Consider the following 21,330-nt stretch of genomic DNA (forward strand, 5'->3'; position numbering starts at 1 on the left):
CTAAAAATTAATATTAAGTCCTACATTGTAGATTTTCTGTAAAGGGTAAGTATTGATTTCCACGTTTCCCGCTCTCGATGGAGCCTCTGGATCTAGATCGATGACATCAGACCAAGTAAAGAGATTGGAACCGCTTACGAAAAGCCTGATACTCTGTACGCCAAGAGGCTTTACCATCTTCCTACTAAAGGTGTAGCCTATTTCAACATTTTTCAGTCGCAAATAGCTTGCATCCCTTATCCAAAAGTCCGAATCCCGGTAATTGTTGTCGGTGTCTTTACTCGGACTGAGCGACAAGCGTGGGAAACTTATTATTTCTCCTGCGGCATAGCGCTCTGGAGTCCAACGCTCCTTGATAAGTTCTTTCGCACTTTCATGGCTATTGATAAATGGCCACAAGGAACGGCCAAAATATTTGATTGAAACATTATCTGCACCTTGGAATAAGGCTGACATGTCAAAACCTTTCCAATTAAACCCGAAAGAAAAGCCATAGATTATTTCGGGGGTAGGCGAATATCCTATAGGAACCTCATCATACATGTCGATGGCACCATCTTTATTAATGTCTACATACTTGATATCGCCAGGTTGAAGTTTGTTGCTGTTCCAAGCACTTACTGGACGGTCAAGCGCATTGATTTCTTCCCAAGAGTTATAGAAACCGTCAGAAACTAATCCGAAAAACTGACTGAGTCGACGACCTGTTTCCATTTGATAACTATACTGGGTCTTGATTTCATCCTTGTACAACACCTTATTTCTTGCAAACGAGTAGTTGAAGCGTGCCCAATAGTTGAAGTTGCGAATGTTATTACGATAATTAATGTCGATTTCCCAACCTTTATTTTCCATCTCTCCCATATTATACGCTGGAAGATTGGCACCTATAATCATCGGCGTGGTATTTCGATTGGCGAGAATATTGTTCCGTCTTTCCTTAAAAAACTCAACTGTTGTAGTCAAATGGTTCTTGAAGAAATTCATTTCCAATGCCAGATTCATCTTTTTGGCCTTTTCCCAAGTCAAATCCGGATTACCGATTTTGTTCTCTATTATCATCAGAGAATTATAGGGGGATGAGCCCGTACCGAAATTATATTGATTGATCGCCGCATTTTCAGCATCACCATATGAAGACGGCAAATATAGGAAACGGTCTCCACCGATCTTGTCGTTACCAACAATGCCATAGGAAGCTTTGATCTTCATGAATACCAAAATATCATTTTTGGGAAAAAACGGCTCTTCTGTAACCACCCAACCTGCAGAAAACGCGGGGAAAAAACCAAAGCGCTTACCTTTTGTAAAGTTTTCGGTACCGTTATACCCCATATTAAATTCCGCCAAATATCGCGAAGCGTAATCGTAGGTTATACGACCAACGACCCCCTGATAGGCATTGGGCACATAGTATTGCAGGGAAGGAGAGTAGTATTTGCTTTGGTTATAAAGTACCATAGCCGTGCCAGAGTGTTTTCCGAAAGTCCGTGCATAGTTAACTCCTACCTCCATATACACTTTGCGATTTTTACCGTAACTGGAGCTGGCACTCCATACATTTTCCTCGCCGGTAGGAATGTACAATATGTTGTCGGGATTGGCAGGGTCGCGCTCGGCTATATAAGAGGGCAGGCTTTTGCGGAAGGATTTTCGACTATAATAATAACTGTCATAAGAAATGCTCCCATGAACGGAAAGTCCTTTTAGAAGAGCCCTTGACAGGTCATAGTCCAAACGCAATGTGGTATTCACATTGTTTTTGCTGTCGTAATTGTAGCCATTACCTCTCAAGGTGGACCAAGGATTGGTGTTGCTCATCACCCCATTAAGGCGAATGATTTTATTGTCTATGATACCAGGCGATGTCATAGGGTTGGCATACGACACATCCTTCCACACATTACTATTACCTGCGCCTGGAGTCTTGACATCCTCAATCTGTGTAGCGAGCTGTACGGTGGCTTTGAAATCATCAGTAATCTTGAAATCAAGATTTGAACGGAAATTATAACGGGCATCATGCGCATTTACATCATGGTCTTTGTCTATCTTCGTGTTCTTGTACATACCCTCTTGGGCGAAATAACCTACAGAAATGAAATAATCCACACGGTCTGTCCCTCCTGATACATTAAAGTTATGTTGGGTTCGCAAAGTAGACTTCCGCAGAAAATCATGCGACCAGTTCATGTCGGGATGAAAGATAGGATCCGTACCATTGCGATACAATTCGATGTCCTCGTCCGTAAACCTCGGCTCATAGGTACTTCCATTGGCATAGGTATCGTTTTTCATAGCTTCATTATACAGTATGGCATAATCAGCACTATTCAGGTAATGCGGAAGAGCCGTAGGTTGCTGAATAGCAATATTGCCAGAATAACTGATACTGGGTTTGCCAAACCTCCCCCTTTTTGTCGTAATGAGAATCACTCCATTGGCACCCCTCACTCCATATATAGCTGTTGCAGAGGCATCTTTTAGGATATTGATAGTCTCTATTTCGTTGGCATCGATACCGTTATAGTTTTCGCGCTCTACACCATCGATCATTACCAAAGGTGCCGTATTACCAGTGAATGTACTAACACCGCGAATTAGCAAGGTCGATTCGTCTTCGCCAGGAGCCCCACTCCTCTGCATAGCGATTAAGCCCGGCATACGGCCAACGAGCATATTACTCACATTGGCTTGAGGGGTCTGCACCAAATCTTTCGTACTCAATGAGACGATGGATGCCGTGAGACTGGCCTTCTTTTGCGTGCCATAGCCTACAACCACCACTTCGTCAAGGCTTTTGGAAACATCCTCACTTAGGGTCAAGTCTATCTTGTTGCGTCCTTTTACCGATACGGTTAGGGTCTTATAGCCTATATATGAAACAGACAATATGCCATCTTCGGGTACCGCCAGTTCATATCGTCCATCTATGTCCGAGATAGTCCCTATGCTTGCATTGTTTCCACCCTTCAGCATTATGGTTGCCCCAACGATGGGTTCCCCGTTATGGTCTACGATAGAGCCTTTCACATAATGTACCTTGTCCTTTCCTATACCATTCTGAGGACTAGACGCAGAAGAAGGGGGACGGGGTGTCCGGGCTCTTTTTACTAACACTATCGTGTTGTTATTCACCGTGTAGCCTATCTCCATGGGATCAAACACCTGATTCAACACTTTGCTTAATGGGGTTTTCTTACATATGATAGATACTTTCTCCTTCGGATCAAGTACCGAGTTTCGGTATACAAAAGTGTAATGCGTCTGTCGTTCAACTTTGTTGATAAAGGTCTTTACCTCCCCATTCTTGATATTCAGCGTAACGAGCTCTTGCTGGGCCAAGGTTTTCAATGGTACCAAAAGCAACGGAAAAATCCAAGTCAGCAATGGGATTTCCCACTTGTGTTGTTTCATTACTGTCATCATTTTATAGTTTTTACGGTTATTACCAGGTTCAATTTGCAATTATTTCACGATAATGACACCTTTCTGGTTCTGGTATTTAAACTTGTACTGCATGCTTAGAGAGTTGAGTACGCTTTCCAAGGTTTCATTGTGAAACGAGCCTGTAAGTTTGTCATCTGCATATTGGGAATTTTCAAGTTTGATTCTCACCCCATACCAGCGTTCGATTTTAGTAATCACCTCGCATAAAGGGGTGGAGTTGAATATAAGGTATCCATTTTTCCAGCCTAAGTCTTCATCTTTGTTGTTTTGCCCAATCGAAAGTTGATGGCTAGTTGTTTCATATATGGATTTCTCGCCAGGCTTGAGCATATAGGCTTTTTTGAGTCCTGTGCCGGTCAGCCTTATGCTGCCGCTGAAAAGTGAAGTGCTAATTTGGGGGCCATAGGCATTGATGTTAAAAGTTGTGCCTAGAACCTCTATATGCATGTTGTTAACGGAGATATGGAAAGGGTGGTCATAGTCCTTGGCCACATCAAAGTAAGCTTCCCCTGACTTAATGATTACTTCTCTTCTGCCATGTTTTTCAACAGCATAGCGCATAACGGTGGCACTATTTATCTCTACTTTTGTTCCGTCAGGCAAAACAATTTTAGCTTTGTTTCCGGGAACTGAAACTACCTCTGACATAGCGAGGGGGCATTTATCAGAACTATGGTAAAACAGCTGGTAAAAAGTCACTGATACTACGGCAAATAACATTGCTGCAGCATATTTTAAGAAAGTACCAAATGGATGCTTCTTTATCTTGCGGTGGAGGTTATTAAGGATTTCCTCCCGCTGTTCTTCTGTTATCTTTACATTTATGTCGTCTACCAAGGAATTCTCAGCCTCCATCATTTGCCACAGGTCATCATCGGAGACATAACCAACATCTTCTTTGAAAGAGGCAAGTTCGTCTTCAGACAATTTGCCTCGCAAATAACGGTGGTATAATTCTACATTTAGCATCAATTAGAATTTACAAATAATACTTCCAAAGTTTCTTCTAGTACTATTGCCAGATTTGTTTTTAACACATATTAAGGGTTTGCGGCCTATAGGTTTGGCTAAGACAAAAAGACAAGCAACAGGATTATTAGGAAGCGATCTTTCAACAGTACAGAGCGAAATACTTTCAGTGAAGAAGTAATATAATTTTTAACGGTCTGTTGCGAAAGGTTGAGTCTTTTTGCTATGTCCTTGATGGGAAGATTCTGCTCTCTGCGCATTTTGAAAATCTCTATCTCCCGTTGAGATAATCGCAGTTTGCATAGTTCCACTCGATGCAAGAAATCTTCGTAAATTAGTTGTTGGTCGGCCTGTGTCTCCGCACTATGCAGATTCTCAAGTACGACATAGTCTTCAAATTCCACATAGGCCACTTGCTTTCTGAATTCGTCAATTATTCTGTGGCGAGCCATCGTGAATATGAAGGCTTGGATGTTCCCGTCCGGATCGATGTTCTTGCGGTTAATCCACAGTTTGAGAAAAGTGTCCTGGACAATATCCTGAGAAAGTTCTCTGTCCCTGGTTTGAGTCATGCAAAAACTGTAAATCTTGTCGGCGTAATGATTATAGATTATGTCGAAAGCCTCATAAGAGCCTTCTCGCAACGCAAAAATATATTTTGCCGGTTCAAAATCTACACTGTGACTCATATTAATTAGCATTAGGATACACCAAGGGAAATTTTCTGCGAGGACACTTGTAATTCAGTTTTTTCAGAAAAAGTTTACGGGTAGCATACAGTATGCAAATACACCGAAAAGGGTATAACCGCTTCGCTTGCAACAAAAGGTATTATTCCAAGGCTGGAGCGAAGGGTTGGCTTTTAGTGCAAACGAAACGACTGTGCTCATATATTTTTGCTTTTGAGTGCATGCTGTGTTAGTGTTTCAACTCAAAGATGAAATGCTTTTTGTTTTTTCCGTTTTCTTCCGACCTTTCCACTTCAAGTCTGCCATTCTTAGTGTAGCAGAGTAGATAGCTCATATTACTGTTAACAAGGCATGGAAAATTCATTGTCTCGCCAGGAGCTTGGTAGTCGTTGCGATGAAGGTGTCCAGAAAGCATCAGCGATACATTCATCCTGTTCAGTTCGGGCAAAATGGTATTGTTAAGATGATAACAGCCATGCCAGTTTTGCAAGAGAGGGGGAATATGACAGAACACTACCACTGGGTATTTGCCTATTCTTCCGTCTTTTTTCAATTGGGCGAGCCATCTTGCCTGTTCTTCCCTGTAAGCGTCAAAATTGGAAATTTCGCCATATTCTATGTCATTATCGGGTTTATCCTCTCCGGAATCTATGATGAGAAAGTCTATTCCTGCCACATGCTGCACACGGTAAAACTCGCCGTTTGCCGTAGGGAAAAAGTCCCAAAGCTTGTCGGCAAAGGCACCACGCGTCTCGTGGTTGCCTCTGCACATAAAAACAGGAATGTACTTTACGCACATACTAACCAGCGTGTCTATATATCCCTTGAAAATTTGGGCAGATGTTCCCACATAGTTTGACATGTCTCCATTGAGTAAAACGAAGTCGAGTTTGCTGAAGTCGATGTCCTTACACATTTTTTTTAAATCTGTAGCCCGCTCATGAATGTCGTTCAAGACAAGAAACGAGACATCTCTCACCCCCGCGGGGTAGGTCTTGAAAGTATAAGGTTCTCTTTTGTAAACAGTGGAAGAAGCAATATCCCCGTAAGTGATGTTGTTGTTCCAACGCCATTGTTTCATCTCTTTGGTAAAGATACGATAACGGTAAAGGCAATCTGGACGCAAGCCGTTTATCCGTACTCGGTGGAGAGTGTCCGCAGCCAACTTCCGTCCACGCCTTGTCGCAAAATACTTGTTGCGTTCCTTCCCATAGAAATGATCTGGCCCGCCGGCCTCTGCCAGTTCAACCCATGACAATCCTGGTTTATCTGTAAACCAAACTATTGTCGTAGATGTAGAGTCCATATCACAGATATATGGGCCATGGGTAATTCTAATGGCAAATGTCGGTATAGCAACCAGTAGCATAGCCGAAATGGAAATAGCTTTCACCATAAATACGGAATAAATATGTCTCATGCTCATAAGTCGTATTTGCAACTTCGAAATTATATTATATATTTTAAATATACGCAATACAGCCAGAAAAGTACCAATGTTATATGAATAATTTTGTTTTTTTATTATTCTTCACTAAAGGCGTTTCTCCAAATCTTTCTTCGTCTTTTATTATGAAAAACAGAGACTTCCCATGATAGGCATGAGAAGTCTTTTTGAGTTATACCTGTTTTCGTAAAGCACTTCCTTCAGGTACAGAACGAATTCCAATCTGCTTATGCCCTACTCTTCCCAGTCTGAGGAAAAGCCTGGCTTTGCACCTATTTCAATGGGATCATCCTCTATGATAGGCTGCTGGTCTGTCTTTCCATCACCATCGTTATCGACCTGCGAGAATGTTATTCCCATAATTTGTTTCGAGTAGATTTTGATAGTCTCCATCTTCGGAGTAATATAAGTCTTTCTCATCATTCCTAGTTTTATTTAACCACATATTTCTTATTACCCACGATATAAATACCTTTGGGGAGCCCCTCTAATGAGGAGGAATCACGACGCACGAGTTGGCCGTTTACACTATAAACACCTCCAGATGTTTTTTGATCTGTAAAAATGTTGGTCTGCATGCCCTCTATACCTGTTACACTGCCCTGGTCCTCACCATCGAGGGTGAAGGTGAGGTCTTTTGCACCAGCAGCTACATTGGTGGCTATCCAGCAGCGGAAACCTTTGATGGAGAGTGCAGACTTTGTATGATACCACATTCCGTTATTGCCCAACACATAAGAACCGACTGGGACTATCGCTGTTTGTTGGTAAACTTGCGTGCCACAGAACTGTATATTGTTAGCCTCTGTGGTCGTCGGCTTGGAGTCTTCTTTGAAAGTCTCAGTCGGAGAGGTTTCTGGAACAACATTGTTAATGGTAAAGTAAGGGGCATTAATCGTTATTATAGAATGGTCGGTAAGTGTTTTCGTATAGTTTCCATCTGTTACATTAGCATTACGGGTAGGTCGCATGATATAGAGTTGGTTCGGCTCTATTACAATGGTAGCATCCTCTGTAAGGTCTACAGATTCAAAATCTATGCGTGTTGGAATGTTCTCATCTTGCCCCTTCAACTTGGCTAAGCTTGCCTGATCACCGAATGCTGTTTTGAACTGGGCTGCCGTAAGTGCAACAGGCAAAGTTATGGAATTCCATAGTCCAGAAGTTATCGTACGCTTTAAGATGAGCGTATAGGCATTGTTGGACGATAATCCTTGCTTTGTGAGATAGTCAAGCGAGGTCTGGGTCTCGTCAAGCACCATGTCGTTGTCTCCGCAATACTTCAACTGGAAGTTGTCGAATGTAGTCCAGTCGAGTTCATCGGCAGAATCTTTCACCCTGATGCCGATGTTCAGCACCTTACCGTCTTCGGGTACATAGACTAGGATAGAGTTGTTGTAGCCCCCAGTCTCAAACAACTTAGCAGCCTTGACATAGGGACTTTGGGTAGATGCATCCGCTGCCTTATATACCTTGGCCAGAGCCTCTGCGTCATAGCTGAATTCTTCGTTGAACAGGTTCAGTTCTGTGGACACATTCGACTGACCCGCCGAACTGCCCTCTACATAGGCGAAAAGGCTTGAAACCATCTCTCCATTGGTGTGGTAGAAGCCGTCGCAGGAAACGCGGTACCATCCCTTTTTCAGCGTCGTTACCGCCTGTGTCAGTGTGCCGTTGGCGTGGGTGTCCTGGCCCAGATTGCGTATGGAACCTATCCAATAGCTTCCGTACTGACGCTGGTAGTCGTCGTTGCTATCGGGTCTTTGTCCCATTCCCACATAATAAGTGTATTGTGCGTCTTGTAAGAAGCTATAGGAACTGTTCATGCTGTAACTGAACCCTTCGGCCACCCACAGACCCGCATCCTTGTTGCTGCGGTTCATGTCCTGGTCTTTTATCAAGAAAGTGGCATCGGCGGGGGCTTCATTTGAGGCGAACTGCGCCTTGAAAGCATTCTTCATGTCTCTGAGCGTAATGAACTTCCATTGTGCGTTCTGGCCGTAGCTACTAATATCGGTAGGATAAACTAAATCCAGGCGGTTAGACGAAGAGGCCTCATTGGAGACAACCATATACCTGTTTCCGCCCATTGCCGCTCCGCTGCCGTTATAGCAATAGAGCGTATAGGTTTTGCTTCCATCACCAGTCTCATGAATTGTCCAATTGAGATTTGAGTTTCCAGATTTTCGGTCGCAGTAGACCCGATCCCAGTCGGACTTATTTGTTTCAGTCGGGTTACTTGGCGGATTGGGAAATCCAAGGTATTGCCCGTCAGATGTTGTGAGGTTCCCCTGTATTAGATAAGTGCCGTTTTCTTGTGCGGTTAGGATGATGGGCATGCCTACATTATAGGCCGACACACTCGTACCCCAATTGGATCCGATGTTCAAATACTTCCCCGTACCTACATTATATAGATAGACGGTCTTCATGTCTTCCTCGCTGCTGTTGATGAAATCGGCGATGGAGTTTCCCACCCATTTATATTCTGAGTCCTGTCCTTGGGCAAGGGCTTTCGTGGGGAAAATCGCGGCCAACAAAGCCGCAAGTACAAAATTTAATTTCATAATTCTTAATCTTTTGCTTTTTATAAAATTTTGCATATTCTTGAATTTTGTTTTATCATATTTTTTTAATGTAGACGAAGACGCACTCACACCTTTCCGTACTGAAAGACACTTAATGACACAACGCCGTTTGCCCTCGAATATAATGTCTCCCATGCGGCATTTGATTTTGATTAAGATTATTATATGCGGCTCTTGTTTTTTACTCTCGATTTTACTTGCAAGCAATAACACCTTTAATCTAGCAAGTATTTTGATCGCAAAAATATAAAGAAAAAAAGAAACGGATTTACCCCCCGAAAATTAATAATATTTACGAATTGTTGTGTTTTGTTATTAGTCGGCTCAAGGTTCAAGGAACACTCCTTAAAGAATGAGATGACATGAAACTGGGAGCCGCCAAGCTCTGTTGTCCAGAATCCCTACCCATATTTTGTAAATCTCCTCCTGCAGACCTCAGCAGGTGCTTGGCGTGTTCTGTAGTCATAATCATGCGTCCTCAACACCAAGCTTGGGAAGCCCAGGATGCATTGGTACTGCATTTTTTCTAAGCCTCCCACCCTACTCCTGTCATCCAGGCAGAAGATGTAAGCAAGCTCCAGAAAAAAGCTACAAGTAGAGAAAATTGTTACTAAACACATCCAGTCATGGAATTAACGGACCCACGACATACATACTACCAGCACAAATATCTCCTTCAATGATGCAATCCCCACAAAAGAAGAATAAGCAATGAGGCTAAAGGGGATGTCATCTTACTTTTATGACGCAGATTGACCATTGCCCTATGAACCAGCTTTCGTACCGACTCCACATTCATGTCCAATAATTTTGCAATCTCTCCATAGTCGAGGCCCTGCATATAGCGCAGATAGACGGCCTCACGCTGCCGCGGTGTCAGCTCGGCGAGCAGTTCCTCCACCATCAGCTTCAACCTTCTCCGCTCCTCCTCGTCGATGAGCGTGTCGAGTACTGACACCTCCACGGAGAAAGGCTGATCGCCCGGCTCCATGTTCAGGAAACGGCCGCTCTTCCGACGGGCATTGAGAAGCCTGTTCCTGAAAGCCCGGAAGAGATAGTTCCAGATGTTTTCGCACCCCTGCAGGCCCTTCCGCTTGATGTAGAGATGATAGAACAGGTCGTGTATGACATCCTTGCAGGTGTCATCATCGCCTCCCAGACTGAGCCCGTAAGCCCTCAGGTCGTCCGCGGTCAGCGTGTAGACCATGGCAAACGCGCCTTCGTCAAAGTCTTCGCTATTGACGAAAATCGTCCAATAGTCCTCGAGTCTTCTATGCTTTTCCTCATTAGTCAAGGGCTGGTTCATCTAGTAGTCTGTTCTTCCCAATCACAAGGGATTCGTTGCAAAGGTATCGCAAATTTCCGTAAAACGGCCTTGGTGCCGCTGGTTTAACATTCATTCAATATTCTTCCCAAAAAGTATAAAAAATGTAAAATATAGCAAAAAAGACAAGCCGCCCTGTCCACAAAACGCGGCTTCAGGTGTCTTCTCGTAAAAAGCCTGACAGACTTCTCATGAAAAAAGACGAGCTAAAGACCAAGACCACCCACACCGACTTCCTGCAGCGGGAAGACCGTCTGTTCATCCTGTGGCGGCTGACCCGCACGCCGGAGCTGGACGACTATTGGCAGTCTTATATCAGCGAGCACCCCGAAGAGCGCGAAGCCTTCGACTGTGCCATATCGGTATGCGACAGCATCACTCTCGGAAAGAGGGAGTTTCCCGACACGACGCAGACCTACGAGCGCATCCTGCGGAGCATCGCCGCCACCGGCCGCAGGAGGGCAAGCCGCGTCAGGTTCGTCCGCTGGGCTGCCGCCGTCGCAATTGCCCTGCTGCTCATCATCCCCACCTATTATATATATACCGGCCGGGAGCGTGGTGAGGCCGACCGCCTGACCAGCCTCACCGGTCAGATCCTGCAAGGAGAGAACATCGTGCTGACGATAGGCGATGACAAGATAGCCCTCCCAGACTCCGCCGATGTGAGGATAAGCGACGGACGCATCTATTGTAACGGGCGCAGTCTCGGCATGCCCGGCGGTTCTGCAGGCGACAACATCGCCCGGCTGTCGGTGCCCGCCGGCAAGCGTTCATTCCTCACCCTGCCCGACTTGTCCAAGGTTTGGGTGAACTCTGGCACCGAGGTCGAGTTCCCCGTTGCCTATGCCGCCTCGTCGAGAGACATTCAGGTAGACGGCGAAATCTACATCGATGTAGCCCGGAATTCCCGGAAACCGTTCCTCGTCCATACCGAAAAGCTGGATGTGTTGGTACATGGCACCAGCTTCAATGTATCTGCCTACAGGCAGGAAAGCGAGGTTTTCGTCGTCCTGGTGCACGGAAAAGTGCAGGTAAGCATGCGCGACCACCGCACTACCTACATGCGCCCGAACCAGAGAGCGGCCCTTAAGGACGGGGACCTCACGCTCGAGGAAGTGGATGTGAACGACTACACCAGCTGGAAAGACGGCTATCTCATCTTCAACAAGGCCTCTATGGCTGAGGTGCTGGCCAAGGTGGGCAAATACTATAACATCGATTTCAGCGACCAGAACTCCTACCTGTCGCGCCGGCTCATCACGGGCAAGCTGTTTCTCACCTCCGACATTGACGAGATACTCGCCTCCATCTCACTCCTGACATCCACTACTTACACAAGAAACCATAATCATGTAACATTCACAGAGAAAAGAAAGGAGACCCGCCCATGAGATAGCAACCGCATAAAAAAGGCCGGACCATGCTGCCACATCATCCGGCCGCTATTGCAACTAACATTGAGAAACAATATTACTACAATATTCAATCTTTACCTTAAACAAAATGCAAATATACGAAACAAAATCTGAAATCCATAAAATAATACGGAAAGTTTATGGAGAAATCGGGGAAATCGCATTTCTTTCTGCCTTGCTGTTTTCCCCATGCCTTCTTGGAATCTCCGCCAGAGGTGCCGACGCGCAGAGTGTCAGCGTAACCCTCAACATGACGGATGTAACCATGAGGAGTGTGATGGAGCATATCGAGAAGAACGACGGGTATGTATTCATCTATAACGACGAGGTCAGCAGCGACCTGAATCGCCGCGTGTCAATCTGCACCAGGAACAAGGGCATCGACGAGGTGATGGCGCAGCTCCTTTCCGGCACCGCCATTTCCTATAAGCGCGCAGGGCGGCAGATCACCCTCTACCGCAGGAACGGCGGTCAGACGGGCAAGTTTTCCAACACGGCCAGGGAAAGGCAAGCCCCCCAGCAGCAGAAGAAACGCACCGTGAAGGGCAAGGTGGTCGACGCGAACAAGGAGCCCGTCATCGGCGCAACCGTCACCATCAGCGGGAAAAGCGCGGGTGCCGTTACCGACATCAACGGGGAATATACCCTCAACGATGTCTCCGACCGTGATGTAATTCGCTACACCTACATCGGGATGAAGCCGCAGAACATCTCCGCCAACGGCAAAAGCGTCATCAATGTAACCATGGAAACGGACATCAGCAACCTAAGCGATGTGGTCGTGGTGGGCTATGGCACCCAGCGCAAGGAGTCTCTCACCGGATCCATCTCAATGGTTACGGCCAAAGACCTTGTAGCCACCCCGCAGGTGAGTGCCTCCAACATGCTCACCGGTCGTGTGCCCGGCCTGATTACCACGCAGACCTACGGCGTCCCCGGTAGCGACAACGCTACCCTGAGCATACGAGGCTTTGGCGACGCACTCTTCATCGTAGACGGTGTGGAGCGTGATGCGCGCTACATCGACCCGAACACGATAGAGTCCATCTCCATTCTGAAAGATGCCGCCAGCGCCATCTACGGCTCCCGTGCCGGCAACGGTGTCGTGCTGATTACGACCAAGCGCGGCCGCCTGAGCAAGCCCACCATTACGGCCGGGGCAACGCTCACCCTGCAAAGCGTAACGGATATGCCGAAGACGGTGTCTTCCGGCCAGCATGCCGAACTCAAACGCGAGGAGTTCTATAACAAGAACGGAGCGAACACCACCCTCACTCCCCCGTTCACGGAAGAGCAAGTACAGAAGTATTATGACGGCACCGACCCCCAGTATCCCAACACCGACTGGTACGACCTGATTATCCGCAACTGGGCTCCCATGCAGCAATACAATGCGTCCATCCGCGGGGGTAGCGACCGTTTCTCCTACTACAGCTACTTTGGCTATACAAAGCAGGAGAGCATCTTTAAGACCAACTTCGGTAATTATCAGCGTTATGCCTTCCAGACTAACCTGGATGCAAAGATTACGGACAGGCTGAAACTGCAGGTCTCCGCAGACTTCAACTACCATGACAGGAACTATCCTGCGCGCAATGCGTACTCGGGCGAGAACAGTATCTGGGGCACATTCTGGTATACACTGCCAATTTACCCTGCAAGCCTTCCCAATCCAGACTATTACTCCTACGCCGGAGGTGCGACGGGGGGCATACACCTTATTGCCGACCGCGACATAACCGGCTACAACAGGAGCAAGGTCTATTCGACCAATCTCTCTGGAACGCTCTCCTATGACTTCAAATATGCCAAGGGCTTATCCTTTAAGGCGTTTATCAACTACTCTAAATCCGACTATCCGACAAAGATTTTCCATAAGCCCATCAACTTCTACACTTATAACTATGCTAACGACGAGTATACCCTGCATGGCAGTTACTATACCAAGGCTGCATTGGAGCAAACTCAGGGATACAGCACCGTGCTCACGACACAGTTGTCTTTGAACTACGAACGGCTATTTGCAAACCTACATAGGGTAAAGGCAATGGCACTTTTTGAAAGCGTAGACACGAAGAGCGATGACTTAAGCGCATCCCGCACAGACTTCATCACTCCTTCAATTGACCAATTGTTTATAGGCAGCACGGCAACAGCGACAAACAACGGTAGCGCGACACAGAACGGAAGGGAGAGCTGGGTAGGCCGCCTAAACTATTCCTTCGCTGACAAATACCTGCTGGAACTCATCCTCCGTGCCGACGCTTCTGCCCACTTTGCCCCCGGCCATCGCTGGGGATGGTTCCCCGGCATCATGGTAGGATGGAGAATAGAGCAAGAGAGCTTCATGCAAAATCTCAAGTTCGACATGCTGAAACTCAAGGCCAGCTATGGGCAGATGGGTAATGATGCCATTGGCAACTTCCAGTATCTTTCAGGATACAAGCTCTATGAGATGACCTATCTGATTGGAAATACTTCCAGCAATGCCATCAAGTCCACAGGCCTTGCCAATCCGAACATGACTTGGGAGAAGATGCACATCACCAACGGCGGTATTGAATTCTCTTATGACAACCGCAAAATCTACGGTTCCTTTGAGATGTTCTATCGCAAGCGTGACGGCATCCTAGCCCGGCGCAATACCTCACTGCCCACCTCTTTCGGGGCGACGCTACCTTTGGAGAACATCAACAGCCAAAGCACCAAAGGATGGGAGCTGGAACTGGGCACGGCAGGACGAATCAACGATTTCCATTATGATGTAAAGGCCAACCTGTCCTGGTCGCGTTCGAAATGGATACACTATGAGGAGGCCGACTATACAGACGAAGACCAAATTCGCCTCAACAAGCTTTCCGGGCAATGGGTAGACCGCCAGATAGGCTACATCTCCAATGGGCTTTTCACATCCCAAGAACAGATTGACAACCTTACCTATACCTATCCAGGCGGCAACTCTACACTCCGCCCCGGCGACCTCATTATCGTAGACCGCAACGAAGACGGAAAGATTGACTGGAGAGACCAGGATATAATCGGCAAGGGCACGCTTCCTCACACGATGTTAGGACTCAACTTCAACCTGTCCTATAAAGGCTTTGACCTGTCAATGCTTTTCCAAGGTGCCTTCGGTTTCTACAAAAAACTGTTGTTTAGCGGCGGAGACAACTATTACTCTTTCGTCTACGATGAGCGGTGGACGGAAAAGAACAATAATCCCAATGCCCTTGTGCCAAGACTGAGCGGGGCTGCCACCAACAGCTACATTACCCAAAACAACTTCGTGAAGTCTGACTATATGCGCTTGAAGACCCTGACATTAGGCTATACCGTACCTCACAAGTTGCTCTCAGCCTTGAAAATAGAAAGCCTCAGAGTTAATGTATCGGCCTACAATCTACTTACATTCAGCGGTCTGCACAAATATCATTTTGATCCAGAATCGCCGTCTGGAGAGACCGGGCGTTCCTATCCCCTGAATAAAACGATATCATTCGGCTTAGATGTCTCATTCTAAAATGTACCAAAAATGAAAAAACTTTGTAAATTCATATTGCCGCTATTCTCCATAGTGTTACTTGCCTCATGCGCAGATAACATTCTGGACAGAGAGCCTCTTGACATCATATCAGACGCTCAGGTCTATAAAGACCAGACCCTTGCTGACAGCAAACTGCTGCTGGCCTATACGAAGATGACCGTAATGCTCAACGAGTGCCCCCGTATCCGCAATCCAAAAGAGTATACCACTTACTATATGGAGACTGATAACTGGAACGGACCCTTTATCGTGAATGAGCTGGCAGACGAATCCGTAAGCAACTGGATAAAAGGCCAGTCCATTACAGCCAAAAGCACAGGCATTACCAACTCCGGAGGAATACTGGAATGGTGGGAGCTTGCCTATGAAAACAACCGTGTACTCAACGAGTTCATTGAGGGCATAGCCACCTCTACACTTCCGGAAAGCTACCGAACCTCACGCACCGCCGAGGCTCGCTTCCTCCGCGCCTTTAACTATTTCTTCATGGTAAAACGCTATGGGGGTGTACCACTCATCCTGAAGGCTCAGCTGACAACAGATCCTGAAAGCGAACTCTATGCACCGCGCAATACGGAGAAAGATGTGTACGACTTTATCCTTTCAGAAATGGATGACATCGCCGGCGACCTGCCCTCTCGTGCGAAAACGGAACTTGGGCGGCCGTCCAAGGCTGCGGCCATGGCTCTGAAAGCCCGTGCAGCCCTCTATGCTGGCAGTATAGCTCAGTTTGGAAAGGTTCTGTCAAACGGGTTACTTGGCTTTAACGCCTCGGAAGCCTCCGACTATTACCAGAAGGCATACGATGCATGTAAGGAGATTATGTCCTCAGGAGAATACAGTCTCTATAATGCCGATGCTGACAAGGTTGCCAACTTCAAGAATATTTTCTTGAAGAAGAACAATACCGAGGTTATCATGATGATTCAGCATGATGCAACGCAGCGCACCACCTCCGGAGGCAACGGATGGATATGGGATTTCTTCCAGTGCCCAAAGCCTCACGCATGGGGAGCCGGCAATCAGAATGCGCCTTACCTTGAGATGGCGGAGGAGTTCGAGCATACAGACGGAACTCCGGGAAACCTTGACCGCAGCACTTTGGAGAACAGGCTGTGGACCACGGATGAGCTATGGGCTAATAAGGATCCGCGCTTCTATGCTACGATATGGACGCAAGGTACAGCATGGAAAGGCGGTACGGTTGACTTCCATAACGGTTTGATACTGCCAGATGGAACGATAAAGATGGACGGAGCGTATGAGGGCGTTGCTGCCGGCGGCGACCAATATGTAGACCACAATTACGGAACGGGATTTGGCGTTATGAAGTATTTGGACGAGTCACACGACAACCAAGGCGAAAGAGAGACCTCAAGTACTGATTACATACTATTCCGCTATGGAGAGGTTCTGTTGAACTATGCGGAAGCAGCCTTTGAGCTGGGGAAGACCGCAGAGGCGTTGGACGCAATCAATCAGATTCGATCCCGCGCGGGCATCAAGACCCTGCCGTCTCTCACAAGAGACCAGATTCGGCACGAGCGCAAAGTAGAACTTGCCTTTGAGGGGCATCGCTACTGGGACTTGAGACGCTGGAGAATCGCCCAGAGCGTCATTCCTGTTAACAGGACGGGGCTTCGTTACATCTTGGACTACACGACACGCCAATACAAGCTATCCTTGCTTAAGAACTATGACGGCGTGGCAGCACCCGTCTTCGATGAGCGTAATTACTATATGCCCATTACGGCAACACGCATCTCTAACAACAAGAACCTTGTGGAGAACCCTGGATATTAAATACTTTTAGTTACAGTTTCAATACTTTTCCATTGGAGCCCCCTCTTCTGCGCAAGAGGAAAAAATCAAGCTGAACGAGGGGAAACTCTGATTAAAGTCTCATCAAATAGATTTATAACATGAAGAAGAAATATTTCCTGACAACCCTATTCATCTCGCTAATCTTAGGAGCGTGCAGCAATGACAAGAACGAAGATGTTCCGCCCATCCCAGAAATACCAGCCAAGGATTTGACAACCCAGCTGACAGACAACAACAAAGTACTGGTCAATCCCGGCATGGGATGGAACCAGATGTACTATACTTTCGACGATGTGATGGTTCCCAGTGGCGATGATGTTACAGACTTGCTGGATTGGCTTCCGTGCGATATCGTTTCATTCCGTCTGAGTTGGAATAAGATAGAACCAGAAGAAGGCAAGTACAATTGGGCTGTTATAGACAATGTGGCGAAGCCTTGGACTGCTGCCGGCAAACGGTTAGGATTCAAGTTTTACACGAATTTCCTCTGGGACTATGCCAACAGGCAAGCTACTCCTTTATGGGTAAGAGACGCCGGAGCACAAGGCAGATACCTTGACAATAACGGGAATCATGATGACGACGCCTGGATGGCAGATTACAGCGACCCCATCCTCCTCGAGAAGCTGGGGAACTTTTATAAAGCCGTGGCAGAGCACTATAAAGACAGCAAGATTGAGTTTATAGAAATCGGATCCATCGGCCGTGTGGGCGAGGGGAACAGCTATCAGATAGGCGTAAATGCCACGGAAGACGACATCAAGAAGCATGTGGATTTGCTTAGGGAATGCTTCCCCAATACACAACTGATTATAAACGATGACTATGGAGCAAATGCCTGTGCATATGCCAAGACCCAAGGCTATGGTGTAGACGACCACAGTATCGGAGTGGGCTCATCCTCTAATCCTCCCGGACGTGCATATAATGCAACCATATTAGACAAGTTCAAGGATGGGACTACCGTTATTGGATTAGAGGACGACACCTGGCTCAAACCAGACGAATGGTATTATCAGCAGATGGTTGCGGCCTGTGCAAACTATTGCCGCATCCATGTCTCACCCTCACGCTTGCTGTTAGACGGAGTAAAAGAAGTCGTCGAAAGCATGACGCTCAAAATGGGCTACCGCATCCAATTCCCGGAGATTACCCTACCAGAGACACTTACAAGAGGAAAGGACTTCAGTATTAAATACAGTATTAAGAATGTAGGAGTCGGTTGCTGTACAATAGAGTGTTATCCCAGATTTGTCCTCTTAGACAACAATAACAAAGAGGTCTACGGGATTACCGATACATCGACCAAAGGCAATGACTTGAAATACGGGAAAGACGAATTGACATTAGAGCGTACGCTAACGGCCAATATCCCTTCTACTGTTACAGCCGGGAATCTGACCCTTTATGTCTGCATGGTAGACAAGAACAATAAGGCTATTATCAATTTACCGTATGACGGGGTTAACTCCGCCAATAGAAAATTGTATAAAGTAACAGAAGTCGGGATAAGATAAGACCCTATCAAAAAACAGGTATAGGGGAAATGAAAACCTCCTCTATACCTGTAAATTCAAAGAACTGGAAATGAAGAAACTATTCATAATAACCGCCAGCTTTCTCTGCTGCATCTATTCTCACGCAGCAGACTATAAGCTTGCTTCACCTGATGGCCGTATCACGACAGAAATACAAACAGACAATGAAATTAATATAAAAATAGGATATCAAGGGAAAGAGTATTTAAGTATTCCACATATCTGCCTGACAACAGACAAGCAGGCATTAGGAACAAATGTCATCGTCAGAAAAGCGGTAAGGCGCAGTATCAGCCAAACCTTACATCCCGTATATGGCATTAACAAGGCCGTCCGCGAAAACTACAATGAGCTGCGGCTTGATTGCAAGGGCGACTATGCCATTATCTTCCGTGCCTATAACGAAGGCATCGCATGGCGGTTCGCGACACGAATGGGTAAGAATCTGATTGTCAAGGACGAGCAGATAGACTATCAGTTCGCTGACAACTACAAGGCATTCTTTCACCCCGCGCTATCGGAGGCCGACTACCGGATACAGACCGTATCTGACAAATCCCTGAAACCGAACTACTCCAGCATGCCCGTATTGGTGAAGCCGGACGACAAGATGAATATATTACTGCATGAGTCGGATGTGAGAGACTTTCCTTGCATGTCGTTGATGTCTTCGGGCAAGCGCGCAAACACGCTCACGGCCATCCATGCGAAACATCCGAAGACAACGCTGCCCGGCGGACACAAAAACTTCAACCTCGTGGTGAAAGAAACGGAGGACTACATAGCAAGGACGCGGGGGACACGGGAGTTTCCGTGGCGCATCATCGCCTTTGCCAAGGACGACAAGGACATTCTGGACAACCAGCTTGTATGGCTGCTCGGAGCCAAATGCCAACTGCCGGACACAGAATGGATAAGGCCGGGCAAGGTGGCATGGGACTGGTGGGACTCCATGAACCTGACAGGTGTGGAATTCAAGGCGGGCATCAACACCGACACCTATAAATACTATATAGACTTCGCCGCAAAGAACGGAATCGAATACATTAGCCTTGACGAGGGATGGAGCGACCAGTTCAACCTGCTGAAGGTGAATCCACAGATAGACATGGAGGAACTGACACGATATGCCCGCGGCAGGGGGGTAAGCCTCTTCCTGTGGTGTGTATGGCACACGCTCGACAAGCAGATGGCGGAAGCCATGGAGGCTTTCGGGAAATGGGGGATTGCCGGACTGAAAGTAGACTTCATGGACCGGGACGACCAGATGGTGGTGGGTTTCGAGGAGAGACTGCTCAAAGAGGCTGCCCGGCACAAGCTGCTCGTCAACTTCCACGGCGCCTACCATCCTAACGGTCTGGAGCGCACCTATCCGAACTGCATCAATGTGGAAGGCGTGAAAGGACTGGAATGGAACAAGATTGCCGGGACGGGCGCGACGCCGACAGGCGCCGTTACGATACCCTTCATCCGCATGTTCGCCGGGCCGATGGACTATACGCCCGGGGCGATGACCAACTCCAACCAAGAAGATTGGCGCATGATAAAGAAGCACCCGATGAGTCAGGGCACGCGCTGCCAACAACTGGCGATGTATGTGGTCTACAATGCCCCGCTGCAGATGCTGGCAGACTCACCCACGGCCTACGAGAAAGAGCCGAAATTCCTGAAGTTCCTCGCGGGTATCCCGACGACATGGGACGAGACGCTGCCCTTGGAAAGCAAGGTGGGCAGATATGTGAATATCGCCCGGCGGAAAGACGACAGCTGGTTTGTGGCGGGCATGGCCGACTGGGAAGGGCACACGCAGGACATCAAGCTCGACTTCCTGGGCGAGAACGACACCTACATAGCCGAGTTCGTGGAAGACGGGATGAACGCCGACCGCATAGGCAGCGACTACACGATGAAAACCGCGGAGGTGAAACCGGGAGAAAGCCTCACGATGCGCATGGCACCGGGCGGCGGCTATGCCATAAAGCTGACCCCGCGGAGCAAGAGGCAGGATGTCGTAGTCTTCGGAGACTCCAGGGTACAACTGGGCGGCGACTGGGGCAGACATACCGGGAGGAAGGATGTCGTCAACGCGGGATTCGGCGGATTCACGACTTCCCACTTCATCTGGCTCATCCGTCAATATGTGATAGAACGGCATCCCCGCGTCTGCTTCCTCGAAGGAGGCATCAACGACATCGGGTCGGGAATTCCCCTTGCAAGGACGAAGAAGAACTACCGTTCCCTGGTAGACTCCTTATTGGCTCATGGCATAGAAGTCGTAATGCACGCCATCACCTACCCCACGGAGAAAGATCCGGAAACGCAGAACTTCAAGGTGGGCATGATAGACAGTCTGAATATCTTCATACACCAACTGGCGCAGGAGAAAGGGCTGCCGTGCATAGACCTGAACCCCATGTTGACCGAGGGGAAGCGGCTCAAGAAGGAATATGCCTTCGACAATGTGCACTTCACGGCCGCGGCCTACGCCATCTGGGCGGAGGAGATGAAGAAAATACTAAAAGAAAAAGGAATATAGGCGAAA

General features: G+C 47.4%; 12 protein-coding genes. 5 read left to right on the forward strand and 7 right to left on the reverse strand.

Going from position 1 to position 21,330, the window contains the following annotated elements:
- From BM114_RS10225 to BM114_RS10255, 7 genes are all read right to left on the reverse strand, one after another.
- Nucleotides 1-3,417: a TonB-dependent receptor gene (locus BM114_RS10225; RefSeq protein ID WP_255406487.1), complete on the reverse strand. Its 3,417-nt coding sequence runs from the start codon at nt 3,415-3,417 to the stop codon at nt 1-3.
- A 51-nt stretch (nt 3,418-3,468) separates the two neighbouring features.
- The gene (locus tag BM114_RS10230; RefSeq protein ID WP_092113137.1) at nt 3,469-4,419 is read right to left on the reverse strand and encodes a FecR family protein; all 951 of its coding nucleotides are present in this window, start codon (nt 4,417-4,419) and stop codon (nt 3,469-3,471) included.
- 98 nt (nt 4,420-4,517) lie between these two features.
- Entirely contained in the window at nt 4,518-5,120 is a 603-nt protein-coding gene (locus tag BM114_RS10235; RefSeq protein WP_369808419.1) for an RNA polymerase sigma factor, read from the reverse strand.
- A 217-nt stretch (nt 5,121-5,337) separates the two neighbouring features.
- Nucleotides 5,338-6,528, reverse strand: coding sequence for a purple acid phosphatase family protein (locus BM114_RS10240; RefSeq protein ID WP_092113210.1), 1,191 nt, complete (start codon nt 6,526-6,528; stop codon nt 5,338-5,340).
- A gap of 261 nt (nt 6,529-6,789) precedes the next feature.
- Nucleotides 6,790-6,978 carry a hypothetical protein gene (locus BM114_RS10245; RefSeq protein ID WP_369808420.1) on the reverse strand — a complete coding sequence of 63 codons (189 nt, stop codon included), beginning with the start codon at nt 6,976-6,978 and terminating at the stop codon, nt 6,790-6,792.
- Nucleotides 6,979-6,986: 8 nt separating this feature from the next.
- The gene (locus BM114_RS10250; protein WP_092113140.1) at nt 6,987-9,122 is read right to left on the reverse strand and encodes an adhesin; all 2,136 of its coding nucleotides are present in this window, start codon (nt 9,120-9,122) and stop codon (nt 6,987-6,989) included.
- A 697-nt stretch (nt 9,123-9,819) separates the two neighbouring features.
- On the reverse strand, nt 9,820-10,449 hold the full coding sequence (locus BM114_RS10255) for an RNA polymerase sigma factor (RefSeq protein WP_092113143.1): 630 nt from the start codon (nt 10,447-10,449) through the stop codon (nt 9,820-9,822).
- Nucleotides 10,450-10,658: 209 nt separating this feature from the next.
- Here BM114_RS10255 and BM114_RS10260 point away from each other — a divergent pair, with 209 nt between their 5' ends.
- The 5 genes from BM114_RS10260 to BM114_RS10280 all read left to right on the forward strand — a co-directional run bounded on the left by BM114_RS10260 (nt 10,659) and on the right by BM114_RS10280 (nt 21,324).
- Nucleotides 10,659-11,858 carry a FecR family protein gene (locus BM114_RS10260; RefSeq protein WP_092113147.1) on the forward strand — a complete coding sequence of 400 codons (1,200 nt, stop codon included), beginning with the start codon at nt 10,659-10,661 and terminating at the stop codon, nt 11,856-11,858.
- A gap of 112 nt (nt 11,859-11,970) precedes the next feature.
- On the forward strand, nt 11,971-15,402 hold the full coding sequence (locus BM114_RS10265; protein WP_255406488.1) for a TonB-dependent receptor: 3,432 nt from the start codon (nt 11,971-11,973) through the stop codon (nt 15,400-15,402).
- Nucleotides 15,403-15,414: 12 nt separating this feature from the next.
- On the forward strand, nt 15,415-17,229 hold the full coding sequence (locus tag BM114_RS10270; protein ID WP_092113151.1) for a RagB/SusD family nutrient uptake outer membrane protein: 1,815 nt from the start codon (nt 15,415-15,417) through the stop codon (nt 17,227-17,229).
- Between the two features lie 119 nt (nt 17,230-17,348).
- The gene (locus BM114_RS10275; protein ID WP_092113154.1) at nt 17,349-18,767 is read left to right on the forward strand and encodes a DUF4832 domain-containing protein; all 1,419 of its coding nucleotides are present in this window, start codon (nt 17,349-17,351) and stop codon (nt 18,765-18,767) included.
- Nucleotides 18,768-18,837: 70 nt separating this feature from the next.
- Entirely contained in the window at nt 18,838-21,324 is a 2,487-nt protein-coding gene (locus tag BM114_RS10280; protein WP_092113157.1) for a glycoside hydrolase family 97 catalytic domain-containing protein, read from the forward strand.
- Nucleotides 21,325-21,330 lie beyond the last annotated feature (6 nt).

It is taken from the genome of Prevotella sp. KH2C16 (genome assembly GCF_900113305.1).
Taxonomy (GTDB): Bacteria; Bacteroidota; Bacteroidia; order Bacteroidales; family Bacteroidaceae; genus Prevotella.